This window comes from Streptococcus sp. TATVAM-FAB8 (genome assembly GCF_046592795.1).
GTDB lineage: Bacteria > Bacillota > Bacilli > Lactobacillales > Streptococcaceae > Streptococcus > Streptococcus ruminicola.
In genome coordinates this window covers 21,084-42,661 of the sequence record NZ_JAWVPQ010000015.1, presented here as the reverse complement: position 1 = coordinate 42,661, position 21,578 = coordinate 21,084, and the positions used below count along the sequence as shown (strand labels likewise).

The 21,578-nt window shown below is 36.7% G+C and carries 21 protein-coding genes; 2 read left to right on the top strand and 19 right to left on the bottom strand.

Translation table 11 applies throughout. The features are described 5' to 3' along the window. From SFC32_RS07850 to SFC32_RS07825, 6 genes are all read right to left on the bottom strand, one after another. Positions 1–717 (bottom strand): ABC transporter permease (locus SFC32_RS07850; RefSeq protein WP_411216647.1); only part of this gene is annotated, 717 nt, incomplete at its 3' end. Between the two features lies 1 nt (position 718). Continuing rightward, positions 719–1,771, bottom strand: coding sequence for an ABC transporter permease (locus SFC32_RS07845; protein WP_074564775.1), 1,053 nt, complete (start codon positions 1,769–1,771; stop codon positions 719–721). Further along, on the bottom strand, positions 1,764–3,308 hold the full coding sequence (locus SFC32_RS07840; protein ID WP_039696866.1) for an ABC transporter ATP-binding protein: 1,545 nt from the start codon (positions 3,306–3,308) through the stop codon (positions 1,764–1,766). The genes SFC32_RS07845 and SFC32_RS07840 overlap by 8 nt, the downstream gene beginning before the upstream one ends. 147 nt (positions 3,309–3,455) lie before the next feature. Then, positions 3,456–4,520 (bottom strand): BMP family protein, encoded by a 1,065-nt coding sequence (locus SFC32_RS07835; RefSeq protein ID WP_039696865.1) that lies wholly within the window; start codon positions 4,518–4,520, stop codon positions 3,456–3,458. A 193-nt stretch (positions 4,521–4,713) separates the two neighbouring features. Next, a complete protein-coding gene (deoC, locus tag SFC32_RS07830; protein ID WP_411049642.1) occupies positions 4,714–5,379 on the bottom strand; it encodes a deoxyribose-phosphate aldolase in 666 nt (221 codons plus the stop codon). A 504-nt stretch (positions 5,380–5,883) separates the two neighbouring features. After that, positions 5,884–6,474: a class I SAM-dependent methyltransferase gene (locus SFC32_RS07825; protein ID WP_205399000.1), complete on the bottom strand. Its 591-nt coding sequence runs from the start codon at positions 6,472–6,474 to the stop codon at positions 5,884–5,886. A 131-nt stretch (positions 6,475–6,605) separates the two neighbouring features. Here SFC32_RS07825 and coaA point away from each other — a divergent pair, with 131 nt between their 5' ends. Continuing rightward, positions 6,606–7,526, top strand: a complete 921-nt coding sequence (gene coaA / locus SFC32_RS07820) for a type I pantothenate kinase (protein ID WP_411049643.1) — start codon at positions 6,606–6,608, stop codon at positions 7,524–7,526. Positions 7,527–7,601: 75 nt separating this feature from the next. Next, a complete protein-coding gene (rpsT, locus tag SFC32_RS07815) occupies positions 7,602–7,853 on the top strand; it encodes a 30S ribosomal protein S20 (RefSeq protein WP_004231769.1) in 252 nt (83 codons plus the stop codon). A gap of 85 nt (positions 7,854–7,938) precedes the next feature. Here rpsT and SFC32_RS07810 read toward each other — a convergent pair whose 3' ends face one another. From SFC32_RS07810 to SFC32_RS07750, 13 genes are all read right to left on the bottom strand, one after another. Continuing rightward, on the bottom strand, positions 7,939–9,267 hold the full coding sequence (locus tag SFC32_RS07810) for a sensor histidine kinase (protein ID WP_411049644.1): 1,329 nt from the start codon (positions 9,265–9,267) through the stop codon (positions 7,939–7,941). After that, entirely contained in the window at positions 9,257–9,931 is a 675-nt protein-coding gene (locus SFC32_RS07805) for a response regulator transcription factor (RefSeq protein ID WP_074563738.1), read from the bottom strand. Before SFC32_RS07805 ends, SFC32_RS07810 begins: the two co-directional genes overlap by 11 nt. Positions 9,932–10,097: 166 nt before the next feature. Beyond that, complete coding sequence (locus SFC32_RS07800; RefSeq protein WP_411049645.1) at positions 10,098–12,641, bottom strand: M1 family metallopeptidase; 2,544 nt, start codon at positions 12,639–12,641, stop codon at positions 10,098–10,100. A 230-nt stretch (positions 12,642–12,871) separates the two neighbouring features. Further along, positions 12,872–13,525 carry a phosphate signaling complex protein PhoU gene (phoU, locus tag SFC32_RS07795; protein WP_039696860.1) on the bottom strand — a complete coding sequence of 218 codons (654 nt, stop codon included), beginning with the start codon at positions 13,523–13,525 and terminating at the stop codon, positions 12,872–12,874. Between the two features lie 30 nt (positions 13,526–13,555). After that, entirely contained in the window at positions 13,556–14,314 is a 759-nt protein-coding gene (gene pstB, locus SFC32_RS07790; protein WP_039696859.1) for a phosphate ABC transporter ATP-binding protein PstB, read from the bottom strand. Between the two features lie 11 nt (positions 14,315–14,325). Next, complete coding sequence (gene pstB / locus SFC32_RS07785) at positions 14,326–15,129, bottom strand: phosphate ABC transporter ATP-binding protein PstB (RefSeq protein ID WP_039696858.1); 804 nt, start codon at positions 15,127–15,129, stop codon at positions 14,326–14,328. A 10-nt stretch (positions 15,130–15,139) separates the two neighbouring features. Further along, positions 15,140–16,027, bottom strand: a complete 888-nt coding sequence (gene pstA / locus SFC32_RS07780) for a phosphate ABC transporter permease PstA (RefSeq protein WP_039696857.1) — start codon at positions 16,025–16,027, stop codon at positions 15,140–15,142. Beyond that, positions 16,017–16,934, bottom strand: coding sequence for a phosphate ABC transporter permease subunit PstC (pstC, locus tag SFC32_RS07775; protein ID WP_039696856.1), 918 nt, complete (start codon positions 16,932–16,934; stop codon positions 16,017–16,019). Before pstC ends, pstA begins: the two co-directional genes overlap by 11 nt. Positions 16,935–16,943: 9 nt before the next feature. Then, on the bottom strand, positions 16,944–17,810 hold the full coding sequence (locus SFC32_RS07770; RefSeq protein ID WP_411049646.1) for a phosphate ABC transporter substrate-binding protein PstS: 867 nt from the start codon (positions 17,808–17,810) through the stop codon (positions 16,944–16,946). Between the two features lie 143 nt (positions 17,811–17,953). Continuing rightward, a complete protein-coding gene (locus tag SFC32_RS07765; protein WP_411049647.1) occupies positions 17,954–19,264 on the bottom strand; it encodes an RsmF rRNA methyltransferase first C-terminal domain-containing protein in 1,311 nt (436 codons plus the stop codon). A 131-nt stretch (positions 19,265–19,395) separates the two neighbouring features. Continuing rightward, a complete protein-coding gene (gorA, locus tag SFC32_RS07760) occupies positions 19,396–20,751 on the bottom strand; it encodes a glutathione-disulfide reductase (RefSeq protein ID WP_411049648.1) in 1,356 nt (451 codons plus the stop codon). Between the two features lie 13 nt (positions 20,752–20,764). After that, on the bottom strand, positions 20,765–21,097 hold the full coding sequence (locus SFC32_RS07755) for a thioredoxin domain-containing protein (protein WP_411049649.1): 333 nt from the start codon (positions 21,095–21,097) through the stop codon (positions 20,765–20,767). 46 nt (positions 21,098–21,143) lie between these two features. Next, the gene (locus SFC32_RS07750) at positions 21,144–21,470 is read right to left on the bottom strand and encodes a putative quinol monooxygenase (protein ID WP_166044208.1); all 327 of its coding nucleotides are present in this window, start codon (positions 21,468–21,470) and stop codon (positions 21,144–21,146) included. Positions 21,471–21,578 lie beyond the last annotated feature (108 nt).

The window sequence follows — 21,578 nt, the reverse complement described above, 5'->3', positions numbered from 1 at the left end:
GATGAAACCTGGACCTGCAATTGTTGTAACCGCAAAGTTGTTTGAAATCGTTTGTGCATAAACAGCACCACCGATTCCTCCAAGGAAACCTGAAATCATAACACCTGCATAACGCATAAGGTAAACGTTAATACCAAGTGTATCAGCTGCTTGTGGGTGTTCACCAACTGAACGAAGACGAAGACCAAAGCGTGTCTTGAAGATGATGTACCACGAAATAAATGATACCAAGATAGCTACGTATGCTACCAAAGATGTATTGTTAAAGAAGATTTTTCCGATAAATGGAATATCTTTTAAAATAGGAAATGAAAAACGACCGAATGTTTGAGTAATTGTATCTGTTTGACCTTTACCAAACAAGTGACGGCATTGGAAAACCGCAAACGATGGTGCAATCAAGTTCAATACTGTACCAGATACAACGTGGTCAGCACGTAAGTTAATAGTTGCTACTGCGTGGATAAGTGAGTACAAAAGACCAACTAAACCAGCAACAATTGAAGCAACCCAAGGTGTCGCATGTCCGAAAACATCAGCATAAGTGAGGTTGAACAAGACACCTGAGAAAGCACCCATAACCATGATTCCCTCAAGACCGACGTTAACAATACCCCCACGTTCAGAGAATGTTCCACCGATACTTGTAAAAATCAAAGGTGCAGAATAAATTAGCATGGAAGAAACTAATAGGGCTAACGTTGTTGAAAAACTCATCTTACTTTCCTCCTTCTTCTTTTTTAGTTTTAATAAATTGACGAATCAAGTAATCAGCTCCGACAAAGAAAATGATAAAGGCTGACACAACATCGATAACTTCTGATGGGATACCAATCATACCTGTTTTACCGATTGAAAGAACGGCATATAAGAATGATGCAAATGGAATACCGAGAGCTGTATTAACAGCAAGTAGAGATACGGCCATTCCGTCCCATCCAATACTTAATGAGCTTGTTTGAGAGTAGACATTTCCGAATGTCCCAAGACCTTCAACAGTACCACCAAGGCCAGCAAGAGCACCTGAGATAATCATTGAAACTACAATCAAATGTTTAGCTGACATACCAGCGTATTCAGCGGCATGGGGGTTAATCCCTACAGAAGTAATTTCATATCCCAATGTTGTTTTACGCATTAAGAACCATACGATAAAGACAGCAAATAAGGCGATGAAAATACCGATGTTAATACGTGAGTTATCTGTTAGAGCAGATAGCCATTCTGTTTGATATGATGCATTTTCAGAAACTTTAATAGTTGCTTCTGTTGTACGCATGATTTTATCTGGGAATACATCTTGGATAAGATATTGGGTTCCGTACAAGATGATGTAGTTCATCATGATTGTAACGATAACTTCACTTGTACCAAGGAAAGCACGTAAAATACCAGGAATGGCACCAGCGATACCACCAGCAATAAGACCAACCAAAACAGTACAAATTACTGAAACTGGTTTTGGTAAATCAGGGAATGACAAAGCAAACCAAACTGACATTACCCAACCCATTAAGGCTTGACCAGGAAGGCCAACGTTAAAGAAACCAGCTTTTGAAGCAACTGAGAAACCAAGGGCAATCAGGATAAGTGGACCCATTGCACGGAAGATTTCACCAATATTTTTTACTGAACCAAATGCAGTGTAAAGCAAATCATTATATGCCCACAAAGGATTGTATCCGAAGCAAAGCATAAGGATTGCTCCGAGTAACATTCCAAGGAATACTGCAATCAATGGAACAGCCCATTTTTGGGTTTTCTTAGACATTAACATTAGAATCCTCCTTTTCCACTTTTCCACCAGCCATCAAAATACCAAGTTCTTGTTTATTGGTTGTGGCAGCGTCTAAGATACCTTGAATTTTACCATCATGAATAACGGCAATACGGTCGGAAACATCAAGGATTTCATCTAATTCAAAACTAATAACCAAAACGGCTTTACCTTTATCACGTTCGGCAACCAAACGTTTACGAATGTATTCAATCGCACCGACATCAAGTCCACGCGTTGGTTGACTTACGATGAGCAAATCAGGATTGCGGTCAATTTCACGAGCGATAACCGCTTTTTGTTGGTTACCACCTGAAAGAGCACCACCAGATACTAATTCACTTGCGGCACGAACGTCGAATTCAGCCATCAATTGACGAGCATGTTCATTCAACTTGTGATAGTTCATGAAACCATGTTTACTGAATGGCTCTTTGTAGTAAGTTTGAAGAGCAATGTTTTCAGCAATTGTCATATCAAGAACCATACCATCACGGTGACGATCTTCTGGCACGTGTCCAACACCCAATTCAGTAATCTTACGTGGACGTTGGTTAGTCATATCAACGCCTTTGATGAAGAAATTACCTGATTCAACTTTACGCAAACCAGTCAATGCTTCAACCAATTCTGTTTGACCATTTCCATCGATACCAGCGATACCAACGATTTCACCAGCACGAACATCCAATGACAATTCTTTAACAGCTGGAACACCACGGTTTTCGTTAACAACCAAATCTTTGATTGAAAGAACAACGTCTTTTGGATTAGCTGGAATTTTATCTGTTTTAAATGAAACAGCACGACCAACCATCATTTCAGCCAATTCGTTACTTGTTGAATCAGCAACTGGAACTGTCTGAATTGATTTACCGTGACGGATAACTGTAACTCGGTCTGCTACGGCACGAATTTCATCAAGTTTGTGAGTGATTAAGATGATTGATTTGCCTTCTTTAACCAAATTACGCATAATATCAAGCAATTCAGTAATTTCAGAAGGTGTCAAAACAGCTGTTGGTTCATCAAAGATAATGATATCAGCTCCGCGGTAAAGTGTTTTTAAGATTTCAACACGTTGTTGCGCACCAACTGAAATATCAGAGATTTTGGCAGACGGATCAACCGCTAAACCGTATTTTTCAGATAATTCTTTGATTTCTTTACTTGCTTTTTTAAGGTCAAGAATTCCAGGACCTTTTGTCACTTCATTACCTAAGATAATGTTTTCAGCAACTGTAAAAGCTTCAACCAACATAAAGTGTTGGTGAACCATTCCGATACCCATCTTAGCTGATTTAGATGGTGAATCTAGTGTAGCCTCTTCACCTTTTACTAAGATTTGACCACTTGTTGGTTGTAGAAGACCAGCAAGCATATTCATCAAAGTCGATTTACCGGCACCATTTTCTCCGAGGAGAGCGTGGATTTCACCTTTTCTGACTTCTAAATTAATATGGTCATTTGCGACAAAATCACCAAATTTCTTGGTAATCTCACGCATTTCTATGACGTTTTCATGTGTCATGTGTGATCCCTTTCAGTCTAATAATAATTTTTAGGTCAGTTAAGCCCATTAAAAGACCTTTAATGAACTTAACTGAGATAAAAATGACTTTTTACCTCAGCCCCTGAAAAAAGGCGACCAATTTGGTCGCTTTTTTCAAAAGAGCGATTATTTGTTTACGCCATCATCAACTTTTACTTCGCCTTTGATAACTTTTTCTTTTGCAGTTTCTACAGCAGATTTGATGTTATCTGGAAGGTTTGTAGTAACAAGATCTACACCACCATCTTTAAGACCGTATGTACGAGTTTGGTTACCACCGAATTTTTCATCTTTAAGTTGACCGTTAGCGATATCTTTAACAACTTGACCTACTTCTTTGATTGTTGAAGTCAAAACAAAGTTTGATTTCACTTTATCAGATGAAGTATAGTTACCTTCTTCAGTTTGGTCACGGTCTACACCAACAACCCAAACTTTTTTATCGCTATCAGCTGGTAATTTTTCATTGATTTCTTTAGCTTGTGAGAAGACACCAGTACCTGAACCACCAGCAGCATGGTAAATAACATCAGCACCGCTAGCATACATTGTTGCAGCGATTGTTTTACCTTTAGCTGAATCAGAGTATGAACCAGCATATTGAACGTCAACTTTGATTGAGCTATCTACTGAAGCAACACCTTCTTTGAATCCAGTTTCAAAGCGAGTGATTGTATCAGATTCGACACCTCCTACAAAACCAACGTGTTTTGTTTTAGATTGCATTGCAGCTGCGATACCTGCAAGGTAAGCACCTTCGTTATCTGCGAACAATACACTTTCAACATTTTTGTGGTCTGCAACAACATCATCGATGATAACATAGTTTGTATCTTCGTTTTGTGGAGCAGCTTCATCAACTGCATCGTGAAGGTTGTAACCAATTGCAAAAACAAGGTTGTAACCATTTGAAACAGCTGAGTCAAGGTTTGTTGCATAGTCTGACTCACTATCAGATTGGAAGTAAGTGTAGTCAGTATCTTTTTTCAATTTGTTTTCTTTACCCCAAGCTTGCATACCTTCCCAAGCAGATTGGTTGAATGATTTATCATCAACACCACCTGTATCAGTAACGATTGCAGCTTTTACGCTTGAGTTTGAGCTAGAGCTAGATGAATTTGAACGACTACATGCGCCAAGCGCTAATGTTGCTACTGCAGCAAGTCCAAGACCAACAATTTTCTTGTTCATGAAAAATGAACCCTCCTAAAAAACTTATAAGCAACTTTTGTTGCTAAAATCTATCAAGCCAAATGGCTTAATGAACACTCTGAAAATAGACTCCAAAAAGTCTACAAAACTGTGGCAATGTTACCACCTGACCGTCGTCACGACCGTCCACAATCAAAAATAAGTTATCGTTTGAAGTTCTTCTAATTAATGATTAGTAGCTACCTTCTGCAGCTGTTTCACCATTAACGATTGCAACACCAGAAGACGCTCCAATACGTGTTGCACCTGCATTGACAAATGCTTCAGCGTCAGCATATGAACGTGCACCACCAGCAGCTTTTACACCAATGTTAGGACCGACTGTTTTTCGCATAAGAGCAACATCATGTACATTTGCTCCTGCAGTTGAGAAACCAGTAGATGTTTTAACGTAATCAGCTCCAGCGGCTACTGACAATTGACAAGCTTTTACTTTTTCTTCATCAGTCAAGAGACAAGTTTCGATGATAACTTTAACCAATTTATCACCACTTGCTTCAACAACAGCACGAATATCATTTTCAACAAAATCATACTCTTTTGCTTTCAAGCGACCGATATTAATTACCATATCAATCTCATCAGCACCATTTTCGATAGCATCTTTTGTTTCAAATGCTTTCACACGACTTGTGTTAGCTCCTAGAGGGAATCCGATAACAGTACATACTTTTACATCAGAATCTTTTAAGGCTTCTGCAGCATGAGAAACCCAAGTTGGGTTAACACAGACACTAGCAAAGTTGTATTCTTTAGCTTCAGCAATAAGATTATCAATTTGATCTTGAGTGCTTTCAGGTTTCAATAAAGTGTGATCAATGTATTTGTTAATTGACATTAATATAATTTCCATTCCTTCCTGAAAATGTTATTTTCATTTCATTAATAATTACACTCTATCTATTCTACCATTTTTTTGATAGAATGTAAGTCTTTTTTGCTATTTTTTTAATAAAGAGTAAAAATGGCAAAAACCGAAAATTCATTAAAACGCTTATTTCGTTTCACTTCCATATAAAAACCTTATTATAGCAACCTTTTTGCACTAAATATGACATATGTGTCATATGTCATATTCGGTATTTCTGAACTTTTTCCTATCATTTTACTATAAACAACAAGATTTTGCGACCGTAAAATTAGTGACTTTTGGTCTTGTAATCGCTTTATATTAGTGTATTTTATGATTTTTATGTGAATAATTATACTTCAAAAAGTGACTAACATGTCATAATTATTCTATGACATTTGTCACAAAGCTTGTCATTAAAGGAATCCAACAAAAAAATCCTTATCGAACTAGAAATGATAACTAATTCAATAAAGATTTTTTATTCACTTATTAATTTTTTTCGCTGCGTAAAATATAATAGCCTTTATCGCGTTTTAAAATCTCAACATTTCCAAAAACTTCTTCCATTTTGGCTTTTGCACTTGGTGCACCTTGTTTTTTCTGAATAACAATTGTCAAATTGCCACCAACTTTTAAATAGTTAATACTTTCAGAAATAATTGTATGGACAACTTGTTTTCCTGCGCGAATTGGCGGATTACTGATGATATAATCAAATGTTCCATTGACTTTCTCGTAGATATTTGATTGGAAAATATCAGCTTCGACACCATTTTTTTGTGCGTTTTGTTTCGCTAAATCAATTGCACGATTATTGATATCAACCATAGTTGGTTTAACACCTTGAACTTTTGCTAGTGAAATTCCTAAAGGACCATACCCACAACCAAGATCTAACAGTGTCTTTCCTTTTTCGAAATCTAGGGTATTTAAAAGGACTTGACTCCCATAATCTACCATTTTTTTAGAAAAAACGCCTGAATCAGTTAAAAAAGTAAACGATTGCCCAAGCAAGGTAACTTTTAATTCATGAATGTCGTGAGCACTATCAGGGTTTTCTGCATAATACATTTTAGTCATTCTTCTATCACTTTCTCTTATAATGCACTTCTATTTTATCATACTCTTCTATCATATCAAGCATTGTAACTGTTTTCAACTAAAGCTTAAAATGCTATAATAAGGTACATAACCTCTTTAAGGAGTTTCGTATGACTAACGAATTTATTAATTTTGATCTTATTTCTCGCGAGACTTGGCAGGAATTGCATCGAAAAACTCAGCCGCTTCTCACAGCTGAGGAGCTTGAATCGATTAAAAGTTTAAATGATAACATCAGCATCCAGGATGTTGTTGAAGTTTATCTTCCTTTAATCAGTTTGATTCAAATTTACAAAAATGCTCAAGAAAACCTTTCGTTTTCAAAAAGCATCTTTTTAAAAAAAGATGCGAGTAAACGACCTTTTATTATCGGAATCTCTGGTTCTGTAGCTGTTGGGAAATCAACGACCAGTCGTCTTCTACAACTTCTACTATCTCGAACATTTAAAGATAGCAAAGTTGAAATGGTGACGACCGATGGATTTATTTATCCCAATAAGGTCTTGATAGAGCAAAATATCTTAGACCGTAAAGGATTTCCTGAAAGTTATAATATGGAACTTCTTTTAAACTTTCTTGACACTGTCAAAAATGGAATGACAGCTCGCATTCCTGTATACTCACACGAAGTTTACGATATAGTTCCCAATCAAGAACAAGTTATCGAAGCACCTGATTTCTTAATCGTCGAAGGTATCAACGTTTTTCAGAATCAAAAAAATAAACGTATCTATATGACTGGCTACTTTGATTTTTCCATCTATATTGATGCTGAAAATAATTTAATTGAAAAATGGTACCTAGAACGTTTTGACAGCTTACTAGAACTTGCTAAGACAGACAAGACGAACTACTATAATAGATTTGTTAAAATGCCACACAAAGACGCGTTAGAGTTTGCCAAAATGGTTTGGAAAACTGTCAATCTTGTAAACCTAGAAAAATATATTGAACCCACTCGAAATAGGGCAGAATTAATTTTACACAAAACTGATAATCACAAAATCGATCACATTTACTTGAAAAAATAAGTAAATTTTCCTGAAACAGTGATTAAGACTTGCCAAAACGCAATAAATTCTATATAATAATATAGTTAGATTAATTTGGAGGTGAAAACATTGGCAAATATTAAATCAGCTATCAAACGCGCTGAACTTAACGTTAAACAAAACGAAAAAAATTCAGCACAAAAATCAGCTATGCGTTCTGCTATCAAAGCATTTGAAGCTAACCCATCTGAAGAGCTTTTCCGTGCTGCTTCTGCAAGCATCGATAAAGCTGAATCAAAAGGTTTGATTCACAAAAACAAAGCTAGCCGCGATAAAGCACGTCTTGCTGCTAAATTGGCTAAATAATATCCAATGAAAACTCCAAATGGAGTTTTTCTTTTTCTAATGAACACTCTTACAAACTAAAAAGGATGCTTAAAGCATCCTTTTTTTATTTACCAAAATTATGTCGGTTAAAACGAACTTCAAAGATAGTTCCTTTTGGATGATTATCCTTAACTTGAATATCACCTTTTAAGGCATCAACAATTTGTTTAGCTAAGGATAGACCAAGTCCAAAGCCACCTTTTTGACGTGTCCTTGCCTTATCAACGCGATAAAAGCGATCAAAAATTTTCGCTTTATCAGCATCACTAATACCCGGCCCATTATCAGCGACGGTTAGAATAGTCTGGCGTTCTGTTGTTTTAACTGTAAATTCAATAAAACCGTCGTCATCAGTGTACTTAATCGCATTATCAAACAAGATTGTCATCAATTGTTTAAGCAAGGTGCGATCAGTTTTTATCGGACGATTCGCAGAATTATGAGCAACAAAAGTTTTACCATTTTCTTCGGCAATCATGTTGTAATTCTCAAAAATTTCATTAAAGATTGAAGGTTGGATTTCTTCTAATTCAACTTTCAATCCATCATCTCGCCTAGCAAGGTTCAAAAGATTGGTTGTTAAAATACGCATATTACGAACTTCGTCAAGACTCGCTGCAATACTTTCACTGTTATCAAGAATTGTTGCATTCGGTCGTCTAAAAAGACTTTCAAGTCGGTTTTGAAGCACCGCTAACGGCGTTCTTAATTCGTGACTAGCATTTTCAACAAAACGCTTTTGTTTTTCATAACTTTCTAAAATTGGTTTACGCATCCAATTTGCCAAGTAAATACTTGCTAAAATTGAAATCATCCAGAAAATAATCATGACTGAAACAGTTATGGTTACATAACGTTCGTTTGCCTCATCAAGCTGACTAACACTGATTAAGAAAGTCGCGTATTCAATCGTTGGATAGTCACTACTATACACTCTAACCGTTAAAACATGGTATTTTTCGGTTTGACCAAAGATAGTTGTCATTTTCTCGTCTTTAATCTCACCAATAGTGTCTTCATCAACACTAGATGCTAATGTCCCGAACTGGACAAACGCATCAATTGCATTTACGATTTTCCCATTTGTATCGTACAATAGCACACTGACATTACTTAAACTTGCCACATTTGAGCTGGGTTTTCCTTTTCCAGAATTACTAAAACTATTATTAGATTGTAAGGAATCACTACGCTCCATTGTTCGTGTGACGTAATCACTTGCGTTGTCAGCTGCATTTTTTAAAGTGGTATCTACAGAAGAATATAGACCATAACGCATAATCTGCAAGATAATCGTAGTCATAATGATGAAAATTCCTGTAAATACAATGAAGAAATGGAAAAAATTAGAAAACGTTCCTGTTGATAATTTTTTGTGTATGTTATTCAGCATCTTTTAGAATATACCCTACACTACGAAGTGTTTGTAGATTTTTAGCAAAATTTGTTCCTTTTAATTTTTTGCGAATCTTAGAAACATAAACTTCAACAACTGAAATTGTAGTATCGCTATCAAATCCCCAAATACGGTCAAAAATTTGTGATTTTGGCAAAATAACATTTTGGTTTTGCAAGAAATAAACCAATAAATCAAATTCTTTACCTAGTAACTCCACCTTTTCACCGTTAACAGTTGTTGTGTTAGTTGATGTATCAGCTGTTAATTCGTGGTAAGAAAGAGTATTATCATTGAATTTTCCAGAGCGTTTCAAAAGCGCTTGAATACGCATCTTCAACTCTTCAAGATAAAATGGTTTTGTCAAATAATCATCAGCACCAAGTTCAAAACCGTGTCCTTTATCATCAAGGCTTTCTTTGGCTGTCATAATTAAGACAGGTGTCGTAATACCTTGTTCACGTAATTCTTTCAGAACTTGGAAACCATCTTTTTCTGGCAACATCAGATCAAGCAAAATGAGGTCATAAACACCACTTTCTGCCTCATAAAGCCCTTCTTCACCATCAAAGACTTGCATAACATCTGCAAAATCATCTAAAAAATCAAAGATTGAATTCGATAAACTCAAATCATCTTCTACTAATAAAATCTTAATCATATATCTTGCTCCCTTATTCGTCTTATTATATCATGACTTAACCCTTAAGTCTAAGTATTTAATACAATAATTTCAGTTTATCAAAAGCATATCGTAAGCAGCTTAAGATTTCCTAAAAACACAAAAAACGTCTGAGTTTTCACTCAAACGCCCTTTATATTTTCTACTATTTTACAGCTGCAAGAGCTTCTTCGACAGCAACTTTACTTGTGCTAATCAAATCAAGACGAGCAGAGATTTCTTTGATACCCATTGTGATGTTACGACTGATGGCCATATCATTTAATTGTGGTTCAAAGAACGCTTTGTATTCTTCAAGACGTTCAGTTGTCTTGAATGAGTTGGCTGGGTAGATAACAAATTTATCAAAACTCATATCGCCACCAAGTGCGGCTTTAATCCAATCCCAGTTTTCACGAGCCCAAGTCCAAAATGCCCCTTGAGAGAATGGTTTATCAAGGAATGGTCGGTACCAGCTCATTGCCAAGTCTTGAGGTTTAACAACGTCTTTGTTCTTCAATTCAGCCAAGACACGTTCAACTGTTGCATTTTCTTTTGTATTTGACAATGCTGATGCTAATTGACGTTTGAAGTTACCATCATTAGTTTTCACGTAAGTGTCAAGGTATAGAGATACTAATTCTTCAGTTTCAGCGTGTTTGATTTGGTTAGCAAGAACTGACATACGAATTGAGGCTGGAATCGCTTCGATATTGTCTTTGTGTTGGTGGAAAATAGCCTCCGCTTTTGTGACAGCATCTTCGTTATCAGCATACAACATTAATGAAATAGTGTTTTGACGAACCATTTCATCTTCGTCTGATTCACCAGCTTTTGGTTCAAATCCTAGACGATCGTAGTTCTTTTGCATCAAACGGCTAATCAAGGCTTTAAATTGTGCTTGTGCTTGACTTCCTTCCTCTAAGAAGATATCCAAACCTTCAACAACTTGAGAAATAGCTTCCGCTACTAAGTATGATGTTTCATCAGAAAGTTTTGTCAAAAGTGGAACTAACTCAGCGTAAGAAATTTCACCACTTTCAGCAAGTAAACGACGTTCTTGGATAACTTGAAGTTTTGAAACAGTATCAAGTTCAGTCAATTGTTCAAGAACTGTATTTAACAAGTCACCTTTGTAGTTTGTAATATAGTGAGCAGTATTTTCTGTATTTAGACGGAAAGCACCTTCGTTTTCAGCAGCAAGCTTGCTGTAATTAGGAATTTCAAGACGAGTTTCTGTTAGAGTATCTGGAAGTCCTTTCCAATTACTATTAAGTGGAATTGGCCAAATACGGTTTTCATCAACGCTTTCACCGATGAAGAATTGTTTTTGGCTAAGAATGAGTGTATCATCAACCACTTCAGCAGTAACCACTGGATATCCTGGTTGTTCTAACCATGCATCCATGAAGGCAGCAACATCTTTTCCTGATGCTTCTGATAAAGCATCCCAAAGGTCACGACCGATTGTATTGCTATATTGGTGTTTTTCAAAGTAAATTTTAAGACCTGCACGGAAATCGTCATCTCCTAACCAACGACGAAGCATGTGCATCAAGCGGCTACCTTTGGCGTAAACGATAGCTGGGTCAAACAAAGTATTGATTTCATCAGGGTGTTTGACTTCAACGTGAACTGATTGAACACCATCAGTAGCATCGCGTTTAAGAGCCAATGGAAGACCACCTGTTTGGAAATCTTCAAAGATGTTCCATGATGGTTCAATAGCATCAACAGAAACGTATTCCATCATGTTGGCAAACGATTCATTCAACCATAAATCATCCCACCATTTCATTGTAACAAGGTTACCGAACCATTGGTGAGCTAACTCGTGAGCAACAACAAGTGCAACACTTTGACGGCTCTTAACAGTTGAATTGTCATCAACTAGAAGATAAACTTCACGGTATGTTACCAAGCCCCAGTTTTCCATAGCTCCAGCTGAGAAGTCAGGAAGAGCAACATGGTATGACAATGGAATTGGGTATTTAACACCGAAGTACTCTTCATAAAAATCAATAACACGAACAGCGATATCAAGTGAGAAATCTAATGCTTTAAGAGCATGCGCTTTTGTTGAGAAGACTCCTACTTCTGTACCATTTTTAGTTTTAGCTGTTTTACCTTGCAAATCACCAAGAGCAAAAGCTAGCAAGTATGATGACATGCGAGGTGTTGTGTCAAATGTCCAAAGACCAGTTTCCTTACGACGTTCAGCATCAACTTCAGGCATGTTTGAAAGTACGATTTCGCCTTCAGTTTGGTCAAATTTGATACTCAAATCAAATGTTGCTTTTGCTTCTGGCTCATCGATACATGGGAATGCTTCACGCGCAAAGTGACTTTCAAATTGAGTTGAAATGACTTCTTTTTTAACACCATCAACAGTGTAATATGATGGGTAAATACCAGTCATGTTATCAGTGATATTACCTGAAAACTCAACGACAAGTGTCATTGTTCCTGTTTCTGGCAACTCAACATGAACAGCTTCATTGTCGTTATCAATCTTAAACTCAAGATTTTGATTATCTAACAAAACAGAAGCAACTGTTAAATCTTTTTGGTGGAATGAAATAACATTATCTAAAGCTTCACCACTAATGGCAACGTTACCTGAAAAAGTTTTAGCTTGACGGTTAATATCAAGGAAAATATTATAATTTTCAGGAACAAACTTTTCAATAAAATGTTCTACAGTTTTCATATAACTCCTTTAAAACGTAGAATGAGGACCAACGTATTGTTTGCCCCATATCACCTAATCTTTTAAATTTTAAGTTTGCTACCAAGTATTGTTTTCATTTTTTGCAAATGTCAGAATTGACACACAATACTTTCAAACTTCATCATTATATCACAAAATATGATATATGTCAGTTTTAAAAATCTTGTGAACAAAAGAAGGCTGCCTGTTAGTGGCAGCCTTCTTTTTGTTTATAATTCAATGATTTTTCCTGTTTTAAGGTAAATAACCCATTCACAAAGGTTACGAGCATAGTCACCGATACGTTCTAAATAAGTGATGACTTGAAGATATTCTTTACCAGCAAATACTGTATCTGGTTGTTGGCGGATTGATTCAACAGCCATATTTTGAATTTCTTTAAAGTAATTATCAATCACTTCGTCAGAAGCTGCAACTTCATAAGCACGTTCTTCATCACCAGTTACGTAAACGTCAAGCGCTTCTTCGACCATGTTGCGAACAGCTTTACCCATTTTTTTGATTTCTGCTTCTACTTCTGGCAAACGTTCTTCGCCTTTAACACGAATAGTGGCTTTTGCGATAGATGCTGCATGGTCACCCATACGTTCAACATCACTTGAAGCTTTCAAAACAGTGATAACTGTACGCAAATCTTGTGATACAGGTTGTTGAAGGGCAATAATCTCAAGAGATTTCTTTTCAAGTTTTGTTTCAAAGTTATTGACAATTTCATCACCTTCAATAACTTCTTTTGCCAATTCACGGTCATGGCTGATGAAAGCACGAACTGTTTTGTTAATTTGTGACAACACTTCAGTACCCATAGCGTAGAATTGGTTATGCAATTTTTCTAATTCATCATCAAATTTTGATCTTAACATAATATCATCTCCTTTTGAGTGTTCCCAAAACTAACCAAATTTACCAGTGATATAATCTTCGGTTTCTTTGCATTTAGGATTCATGAACATTTCATGAGTTTTTCCGTATTCAATAAGTTTACCATCTAGGAAGAATCCTGTACGGTCTGAAATACGTGAAGCTTGTTGCATTGAACGTGTTACAAGAAGCATTGTGTATTTATCTTTCAAACCATAAAGAGTATCTTCAACCTTACCAGCTGAGATTGGATCAAGAGCCGATGTTGGTTCATCAAGCAAAATGATTTTTGGACTTGTTGCTAAAACACGCGCGACACAAACACGTTGCTGCTGACCACCAGATAGACCAAGCGCTGAATCATGCAAACGGTCTTTTACTTCATCCCAGATTGAAGCTCCAATCAAAGAACTTTCAACTGCTTCATCTAAAACTTGTTTGTCCTTAATCCCTTTTAGACGTAAGCCATAAACAACATTTTCATAGATTGACATTGGAAATGGATTCGGTTGTTGGAAAACCATTCCAATTTCTTTACGAAGTTCAACCGTATCTGTTCGTGGACTATAGATGTTGTGTCCATTATAAACGATTGAGCCTGTTAAAGTCACCTCTGGATTCAAATCTCCCATTCGGTTAATTGAACGTAGAAGAGTTGATTTTCCTGAACCAGATGGACCAATAAGTGCTGTGATTTCATTAGGATAGAAATCCATAGAGACATTATTGAGCGCTTTTTTCTTATTATAGTAAACAGATAAGTCTCTTACTTTTAAAATAGGTTCTGTCATGTCTTGCCTTTCTAACCAAAGTGTCCTGACACATAATCGCTAGTTGATTGCAATTTGGCATTTTGGAAAATATTATTGGTTTTATCGTATTCGATTAAATCCCCCAAATAGAAGAAGGCTGTATAATCACTAGCACGTGCAGCTTGTTGCATGTTATGAGTAACAATGATGATTGTGTAATCTTTTTTCAACTCAAACATCGTATCTTCCAGTTGCATTGTCGCAACTGGGTCAAGGGCTGATGCAGGTTCGTCCATTAAAAGGATATCTGGTTTCACTGCGATAGCACGAGCAATACACAAACGTTGTTGCTGACCACCTGAAAGTGTAAAGGCTGATTTGTGCAAATCATCTTTTACTTGATCCCAGAGAGCAGCTTGTTTTAAAGAAGTTTCAACAATTTCATCTAAAAATTGTTTATCTTTGACACCTGCACGCTCATAGGCAAATGTAATATTTTTATAAATTGATTTAGCAAATGGATTTGGTCGTTGAAAAACCATTCCGATGTGCTTACGCATTTCGTAAACGTTAATGTTTTTGGCATTAACATCAATACCTTCGTACAAAATTTGTCCAGTGACTTTCGCAATATCAATGGTATCGTTCATACGATTTAGGCTACGAAGAAAAGTTGATTTACCACATCCTGAAGGTCCGATAAGAGCAGTGATTTTATTTTTTTCAAACTGCATATCAATTCCCTTGATAGCTTCTTTTTGACCATAGTAAACATGAAGATCTTTTGTAGCTAGGGCTAATTTTTCTTCAGGAAAAGTAATAATATGTCTTTCATTCCAGTTATACTTTGTCATCTCTTCTCCTTTATTTTGCTGACGTTAATTTGGCGTGAAGTTTTTTACCGATATAACGTGCTGAGAGGTTGAAAATTAAGATGAAAATCAAGAGAACTGCAGCACTTCCTTGCGATACTTGAGTCGCATCAGGAATCGTTCCTTCACTATTAACTTTCCAAATGTGAACAGCCAAAGTTTCGGCTTGACGGAAAATTGAAATCGGACTTGTAATACTTAGCGGATTCCAGTTTGACCAATCGAGAGCTGGTGCTGATTGACCAGCTGTGTAGATAAGCGCTGCTGCTTCACCGAAAATACGACCTGAAGCAAGAACGATACCAGTCACAATACTTGGAAGAGCTTCTGGAATGACCACATGAACTACTGTTTCCCAACGTGACAAACCAAGCGCAAGACCTGCTTCACGTTGTGTGTGGTGAACATTACGAAGACCATCTTCAACATTACGTGTCATTTGAGGAAGGTTGAAAACAGTAAGTGCAAGAGCACCTGAGATAATTGAGAATCCATATTGGAATTGAACAACGAAAATCAGATAACCAAACAAACCGACAACAACAGATGGTAAAGATGAAAGAATTTCAATACATGTTCTGATGAAGTTTGTAAAGCGGCCTTTTTTCGCGTATTCAGACAAATAAATTCCTGCTCCCATTGATAAAGGGATAGAAATAACCAATGTGATTACCAAAAGAAAGAGGGAGTTATACAATTGAATCCCAATACCACCACCTGCTTCATACGATGATGATTTACCAGTCAAGAATGACCAGTTAACATGAGGTAATCCATTTACCAAGATATATAGTAGTAATGATGCCAAAATCGCAACAATAATTCCAGCAATTGTATAGAGAATTCCTGTTGCTAACTTATCAAATTTCTTAGCGTGCATAGTTTCTCTTTCTTTCTCTTGTAATAAATTTAACAAGCATGTTGAATCCTAAACTCATAATGAGTAGAACCAACGCTAGTGACCAAAGAACATTATTTTGAACAGTTCCCATAACGGTATTACCGATTCCCATTGTAAGAACGGATGTTAGGGTTGCTGCTGGAGTTGTTAGAGAGGTTGGAACAACGGCTGAGTTACCAACAACCATTTGGATAGCTAAGGCTTCACCAAAGGCACGTGCCATACCAAAAATAACAGCGGTAAAAATACCAGGTCTAGCAGCATTTAAAATAACGCGCCAGATTGTTTGCCAACGAGTGGCTCCCATCGCTAAACTAGCTTCTTTATAATGTCTTGGCACTGCTTTTAAACTATCGATTGTCATGAAGGTTACCGTTGGTAAAATCATAACAAACAAAACGCAGACACCAGATAAGATACCGAACCCAGTTCCACCAAAGATAGAACGTGTAAATGGAACGATAACTTGCAAACCAATGAATCCATAAACAACAGATGGAATACCTGTTAATAATTCAATAGCTGGTTGAAGAATTTTGGCTCCATATTTTGGAGAAATTTCTGTCATAAAGACTGCCGCACCAATAGCAATCGGAGTTGCTACCAAGGCAGACAAAATAGTTACAATAAATGATCCCAAAATCATTGGAAGAGCTCCGAATGATCCTGAACTTGGATCCCACTTACTTCCAAAGAGGAATGTGATTGGATTAACACCATCGACGAAGAAAGTTGATAATCCTTTTTGGGCAACGAAGATTAAAATCATTGCCACGATGAAAACAATTAGTACTAAACAAAAGAATGTGATGCCTTTTCCGAACTTCTCAAGGCGAGAATTTTTTGAAGGCGTTGTTAACTGTTTCTCAAGATCTTGATTTCTCATAGTATCTCCTTATTTTGCTGTAACAGTGCCATCAGCTGATTTGGTAACTTTCATTTCGTTAACTGAAATGTAACCCATATGTTCAACGACACCTTTTTGAATCTCATCACTCATAACGAAATCCAAAAATTCTTTAGTCAAACCAGTTGGTTTACCTTTAGTGTACATATGTTCATATGACCAAAGTGGCCAATTATTTTTGGTTACATTTTCAACTGTTGGTTTATAACCGTTTAGACGAATTGTCTTAACAGAACTATCAACGTAAGCAAAAGCAAGATAAGAAATAGCTCCTGGAGTTTGCGATACGATTGACTTAACCATACCGTTTGAGTCTTGTTCTTGACTTTGAATAGCTGAATCACCTTTCATGATGATGCTATCAAATGTCGCACGCGACCCAGAACTTGCTGCACGGTTAATAATAGAAATAGCTAAGTCTGGTCCACCAACTTCTTTCCAGTTTGTAATTTTACCAGTGAAGATTTGGTGTAATTGCTCAGTGGTTAGATTGTTAACAGATACCTTTTTGTTAACAATAACCGCAAGACCTGCTACTGCTACTTGGTGATCCACCAACTTATCAGCATTGATACCTTCTTTTTCTTCTGCGAAAAGATCGCTATTACCTATTTGAACAGCCCCTGACTGAACTTGTGAAAGACCTGTACCAGATCCACCACCTTGAACATTGACTGTCTTACCAATATTCGTCGATCCGAACTCATCAGCGGCAGCTTCAACAAGTGGTTGCAAAGCTGTCGATCCTACGCTGGTAATCGACTGACCCTTGTCAATCCAGCTTGAACAACCAGATAATACAAAGGCTACTGAGGTAGCTAGCAATAAAAAGCTAAGAATTTTCATTTTTTTCATTTGCGATTCCTACTTCTTTTTGAAAATAAAAAGTAATTGACATGAAGTGTTACAAACACCTCACATGCAAATAGTAACATATCACTGAAAGCTTGAAAAGTGGTTTTCAGGCCATCACATTCAAAAATTGTACCTATAACAGTTTAAGGATTAAAGCGAAGTCCTTTTGGAAAGTAATTTTTCAGAATATTCCCAGTAACTTTTGCAAAACCTATGCCGTTGCCGTTTACAGAAACTAAATACCAACCATTTTTTAATGGATTTTCTAAGTTTATGACATTTCCTGTAACATAAACCTTGAACTGTTCTATATCAATTTCTACAAACTGTTCTACGTCATTTGGTGAAAGGGCTAAGCCCAATGCAAAAGATGGTTCGAAACGATTTTTCTTAAATGTTCCTAGATGAAGTCCATTGCGAGCAATTTTTAATTTACCTAAATCAGGCAATCCTTCTGGCAACAAATAAAGGTTATCACCAAAGGTTTGTAGGAGCCCATTTAGCTCAATTTTTAGATGTTTTTTGGCGAAATCTTGCCAAAGATTAAGCTGATCTTTTGTTAGATTAGATTTAACTGGCTTAACTTTACGGTGAGCTGGTTCCCTCGTATCATGTAGCTTAGCAACAAATTGTCCTTCACCTTTAAAACGGTGTGGATACATGCGAGCAACCTCTGGCATGTCAATTCCTTCAGCCATTCCATTGATTTTTTCAATCGGAAGAAGCTCAAGATAGTCGTATTCTGACAATAGCCAGTTAACAACACCTTCATTTTCCTCTGGGGACCATGTACATGTTGAGTAAACAAGTGTGCCACCAGGCGCTAGCATTTTCATCGCTTCTTCTAAAATCTCTTTTTGAAGACTCGCGCACTCTGCAGGGTACCCTTCATGCCAATACTGAGTAGCTTGAGGGTCCTTACGAAACATGCCCTCTCCAGAACAAGGTCCATCAAAAACAATCAAATCAAAGTATTCTTTGAAAACTTTGGCTAATCTGTCTGAGCTTTCATTGGTTACGACAACATTTTTAGCTCCGAAGCGTTCCACATTCTCAACCAGAATTTTACTGCGTTTGTTGGAAATTTCATTACTGACCAAAACGCCAGTATTATTCATGTAAGAAAGAAGGTGAGTGGATTTACCACCCGGTGCTGCTGCTAAATCAAGCACGCGCATGTGATCACCCGGTGCTGCAACTTGAGCAACCATTTGAGCAGCAGGTTCTTGAGAATAGACCAGACCAGAAACATGTTCAGCAGACTTACCAGAAACTTTTCCATAATGACCCCAAGGGGTATTTGGAATAGGATCTTCAAAAACATGCTGAGCATTTTTCAGAGGATTTACACGAAATCCAGAAATGGCTTCTTGATCAAATGTAGCAAAGAAATCATCTGCTTCTTGTCCAAGAAGATTACGGTATTTTTCAATAAATTTATCAGGTAATTTCATACTTATATGATAACAATTTCACATGTTAATTACAACTTTAAGACAAGCATATGACTGATTTAATAAGCAATTTAACCAATAAAAAGCAGTTCTTATCCGAACTGCTTTGTTTGTTTATAAAAATTTTAAATCTATCTCATTGTTACAAATTCTTCGGCTCCTGTTGGATGAATGGCTACCGTATTATCAAAATCCTCTTTAGTAGCTCCCATTTTGATAGCAACTGAGAAGCCTTGAATCATTTCATCAACACCGTAGCCTATACCGTGCAAACCAATAATTTTCTCATCCTCACCTAGAGTAACCAATTTCATTTTACTTGGTTGGCGATGATTACCTAGAGCAGTATACATGGGCGTAAAAGTTGAGCGATAAACTTTAATCTTATCTGATCCAAATACTTCAGTAGCTTTTTCTTCCGAATAGCCAATAGAACCAATCGCTGGATGGCTAAAAATGACTGTGGCAACGTCTTTATAATCCATTTTTGCATTTGGTTTGTTGTTAAAAAGACGCTCTGATAATTGTCTTCCTGCCTTAACTGCTACTGGCGTTAATTCAAGTTTGCCATTAACATCTCCTAGAGCATAAATACCGTCAACAGAGGTGTTTTCATAGGCATCTGTTTTAATGAAACCTTCTTTGGTTAATTCTACTCCTGTTTTTTCAAGTCCGAATCCACTCACATTTGCTTTACGGCCAATTGCCCAAATGATAGCGTCTACCGTGTAAGATTCGCCATTTTCTAAAATTAACGTCAAAGAGTCATCGGCATTTTTTATAACTTCTTTTGGAATTGAGTGCGTATGTAATTGTGGACCACTTTCGGTCATGTATTTAACAAGGGTTTCAACAATTTCTTTATCAAACGTACGAAGTGGTCGTTCATTACGAACAAAAAGATCCGTCTTTGAACCGAGTGCATGTAAGACTCCGGCAAGTTCAACAGCAATGTAGCCAGCTCCAACAACAGCAACGCTATTTGGAAGACTATCTAAGGCAAAAAAGTCATCTGAAATCATGCCGTATTCAGCACCTGGAATATCAGGATAAAGAGCATGACCACCAGTCGCAATCAAAATATGCGGAGCTGTATAGTATTGACCAGCAACTTCAACCGTATGAGAATCAACAAAATTAGCATAGTCATAAACACGCTCAACACCATTGTTATCAAATCCGCGTTCATAAGAACCATGAATACGGTCAATATAAGCCTCGCGATTAGCTTTTAAAGTTTTGAAATCAAAGGTAGTATCAGCCGTGTGAAAACCATATTCGCTAGCGTATGTCTGAATCGTCTCAGCGACTTGAGCCCCGTACCACATCACTTTTTTAGGAACACATCCTAAATTGACACAGGTACCACCAACTTCTTTCGCTTCAAAAAGAATCACCTTAGCACCATGCATAGCTGCGCGATTAGCTGAAGCAATCCCACCAGAACCACCACCAATAACAATATAGTCATATTGCTTAACGTCCATATATTCTCCTAATCTAATTCTTGATAAAATCTAAAATTGCTTCTTCTGACAACGACGAATCACACACCACTTTAACATGACCAGCTTTGGCAACTAATAATCCTGGTACTGTTGGAACATTATATGCTGTTCTTAAGTCTTGAATATCAGAATCGGCTGCTTCACTATTTACAAAGTAAACAGTAAGTTGATTATCTTTAGCAACTTGAGTTAACTTCGGTTCAAAGCGGCGACAATATGGACAACTAGGGCGACCAATAAAGAGAATAAAACCTTCTGCTACTTCTAAACACTTTTTAACTTCTTGTGCAGTAATTTCTGTAAAAAATGATGCAAATGATGTCATCTGAATACCTCCTGTAGAAAACTTAATAATCGATGTAATTGATAAATTAATGGCGAATAAAAGCACTGTCATCAACGTCACTATTATCTGAAATATAACGTTCAACTGTCATATGCAAATCATATTTATCGCGCAATTTCGCTAAAGTAGTCATCATTGGTGAAGCATGGTGAATATCAAGGGCTTCTTGATTTTCCCAACTATCAATCAATAAAACTGTCTCAGTTTCTTTAGCCGGAAAGAAATAGTCATAGCGTAAATTACCTTTTTCAGCACGAATAGCATCTGCTATACCAGATTTTTCCATTTCTTCTACAAATCGTCTAGCACTGCCGTTTGCACCTTTATAATACAAATTAACTGTAATTGCCATAAGGTCACCTTTTTCTTTTTTGTCCATTTTAATAAATTTTGAAAACTGTTTCAAATAATTTGCACACAAAAAAAGACTGAGGTATTTTATCTCAATCTCTTTTTTAAA

Excerpts from the sequence above, each read along its gene's own strand:
- SFC32_RS07845 (WP_074564775.1), bottom strand. The coding sequence starts at position 1,771 with ATGTCTAAGAAAACCCAAAAATGGGCTGTTCCATTGATTGCAGTATTC.
- SFC32_RS07840 (WP_039696866.1), bottom strand. The coding sequence starts at position 3,308 with ATGACACATGAAAACGTCATAGAAATGCGTGAGATTACCAAGAAATTT.
- SFC32_RS07835 (WP_039696865.1), bottom strand. The coding sequence starts at position 4,520 with ATGAACAAGAAAATTGTTGGTCTTGGACTTGCTGCAGTAGCAACATTA.
- deoC (WP_411049642.1), bottom strand. The coding sequence starts at position 5,379 with ATGTCAATTAACAAATACATTGATCACACTTTATTGAAACCTGAAAGC.
- SFC32_RS07825 (WP_205399000.1), bottom strand. The coding sequence starts at position 6,474 with ATGACTAAAATGTATTATGCAGAAAACCCTGATAGTGCTCACGACATT.
- coaA (WP_411049643.1), top strand. The coding sequence starts at position 6,606 with ATGACTAACGAATTTATTAATTTTGATCTTATTTCTCGCGAGACTTGG.
- SFC32_RS07810 (WP_411049644.1), bottom strand. The coding sequence starts at position 9,267 with ATGCTGAATAACATACACAAAAAATTATCAACAGGAACGTTTTCTAAT.
- SFC32_RS07805 (WP_074563738.1), bottom strand. The coding sequence starts at position 9,931 with ATGATTAAGATTTTATTAGTAGAAGATGATTTGAGTTTATCGAATTCA.
- SFC32_RS07800 (WP_411049645.1), bottom strand. The coding sequence starts at position 12,641 with ATGAAAACTGTAGAACATTTTATTGAAAAGTTTGTTCCTGAAAATTAT.
- phoU (WP_039696860.1), bottom strand. The coding sequence starts at position 13,525 with ATGTTAAGATCAAAATTTGATGATGAATTAGAAAAATTGCATAACCAA.
- pstB (WP_039696859.1), bottom strand. The coding sequence starts at position 14,314 with ATGACAGAACCTATTTTAAAAGTAAGAGACTTATCTGTTTACTATAAT.
- pstB (WP_039696858.1), bottom strand. The coding sequence starts at position 15,129 with ATGACAAAGTATAACTGGAATGAAAGACATATTATTACTTTTCCTGAA.
- pstA (WP_039696857.1), bottom strand. The coding sequence starts at position 16,027 with ATGCACGCTAAGAAATTTGATAAGTTAGCAACAGGAATTCTCTATACA.
- pstC (WP_039696856.1), bottom strand. The coding sequence starts at position 16,934 with ATGAGAAATCAAGATCTTGAGAAACAGTTAACAACGCCTTCAAAAAAT.
- SFC32_RS07770 (WP_411049646.1), bottom strand. The coding sequence starts at position 17,810 with ATGAAAAAAATGAAAATTCTTAGCTTTTTATTGCTAGCTACCTCAGTA.
- SFC32_RS07765 (WP_411049647.1), bottom strand. The coding sequence starts at position 19,264 with ATGAAATTACCTGATAAATTTATTGAAAAATACCGTAATCTTCTTGGA.
- gorA (WP_411049648.1), bottom strand. The coding sequence starts at position 20,751 with ATGGACGTTAAGCAATATGACTATATTGTTATTGGTGGTGGTTCTGGT.
- SFC32_RS07755 (WP_411049649.1), bottom strand. The coding sequence starts at position 21,097 with ATGACATCATTTGCATCATTTTTTACAGAAATTACTGCACAAGAAGTT.
- SFC32_RS07750 (WP_166044208.1), bottom strand. The coding sequence starts at position 21,470 with ATGGCAATTACAGTTAATTTGTATTATAAAGGTGCAAACGGCAGTGCT.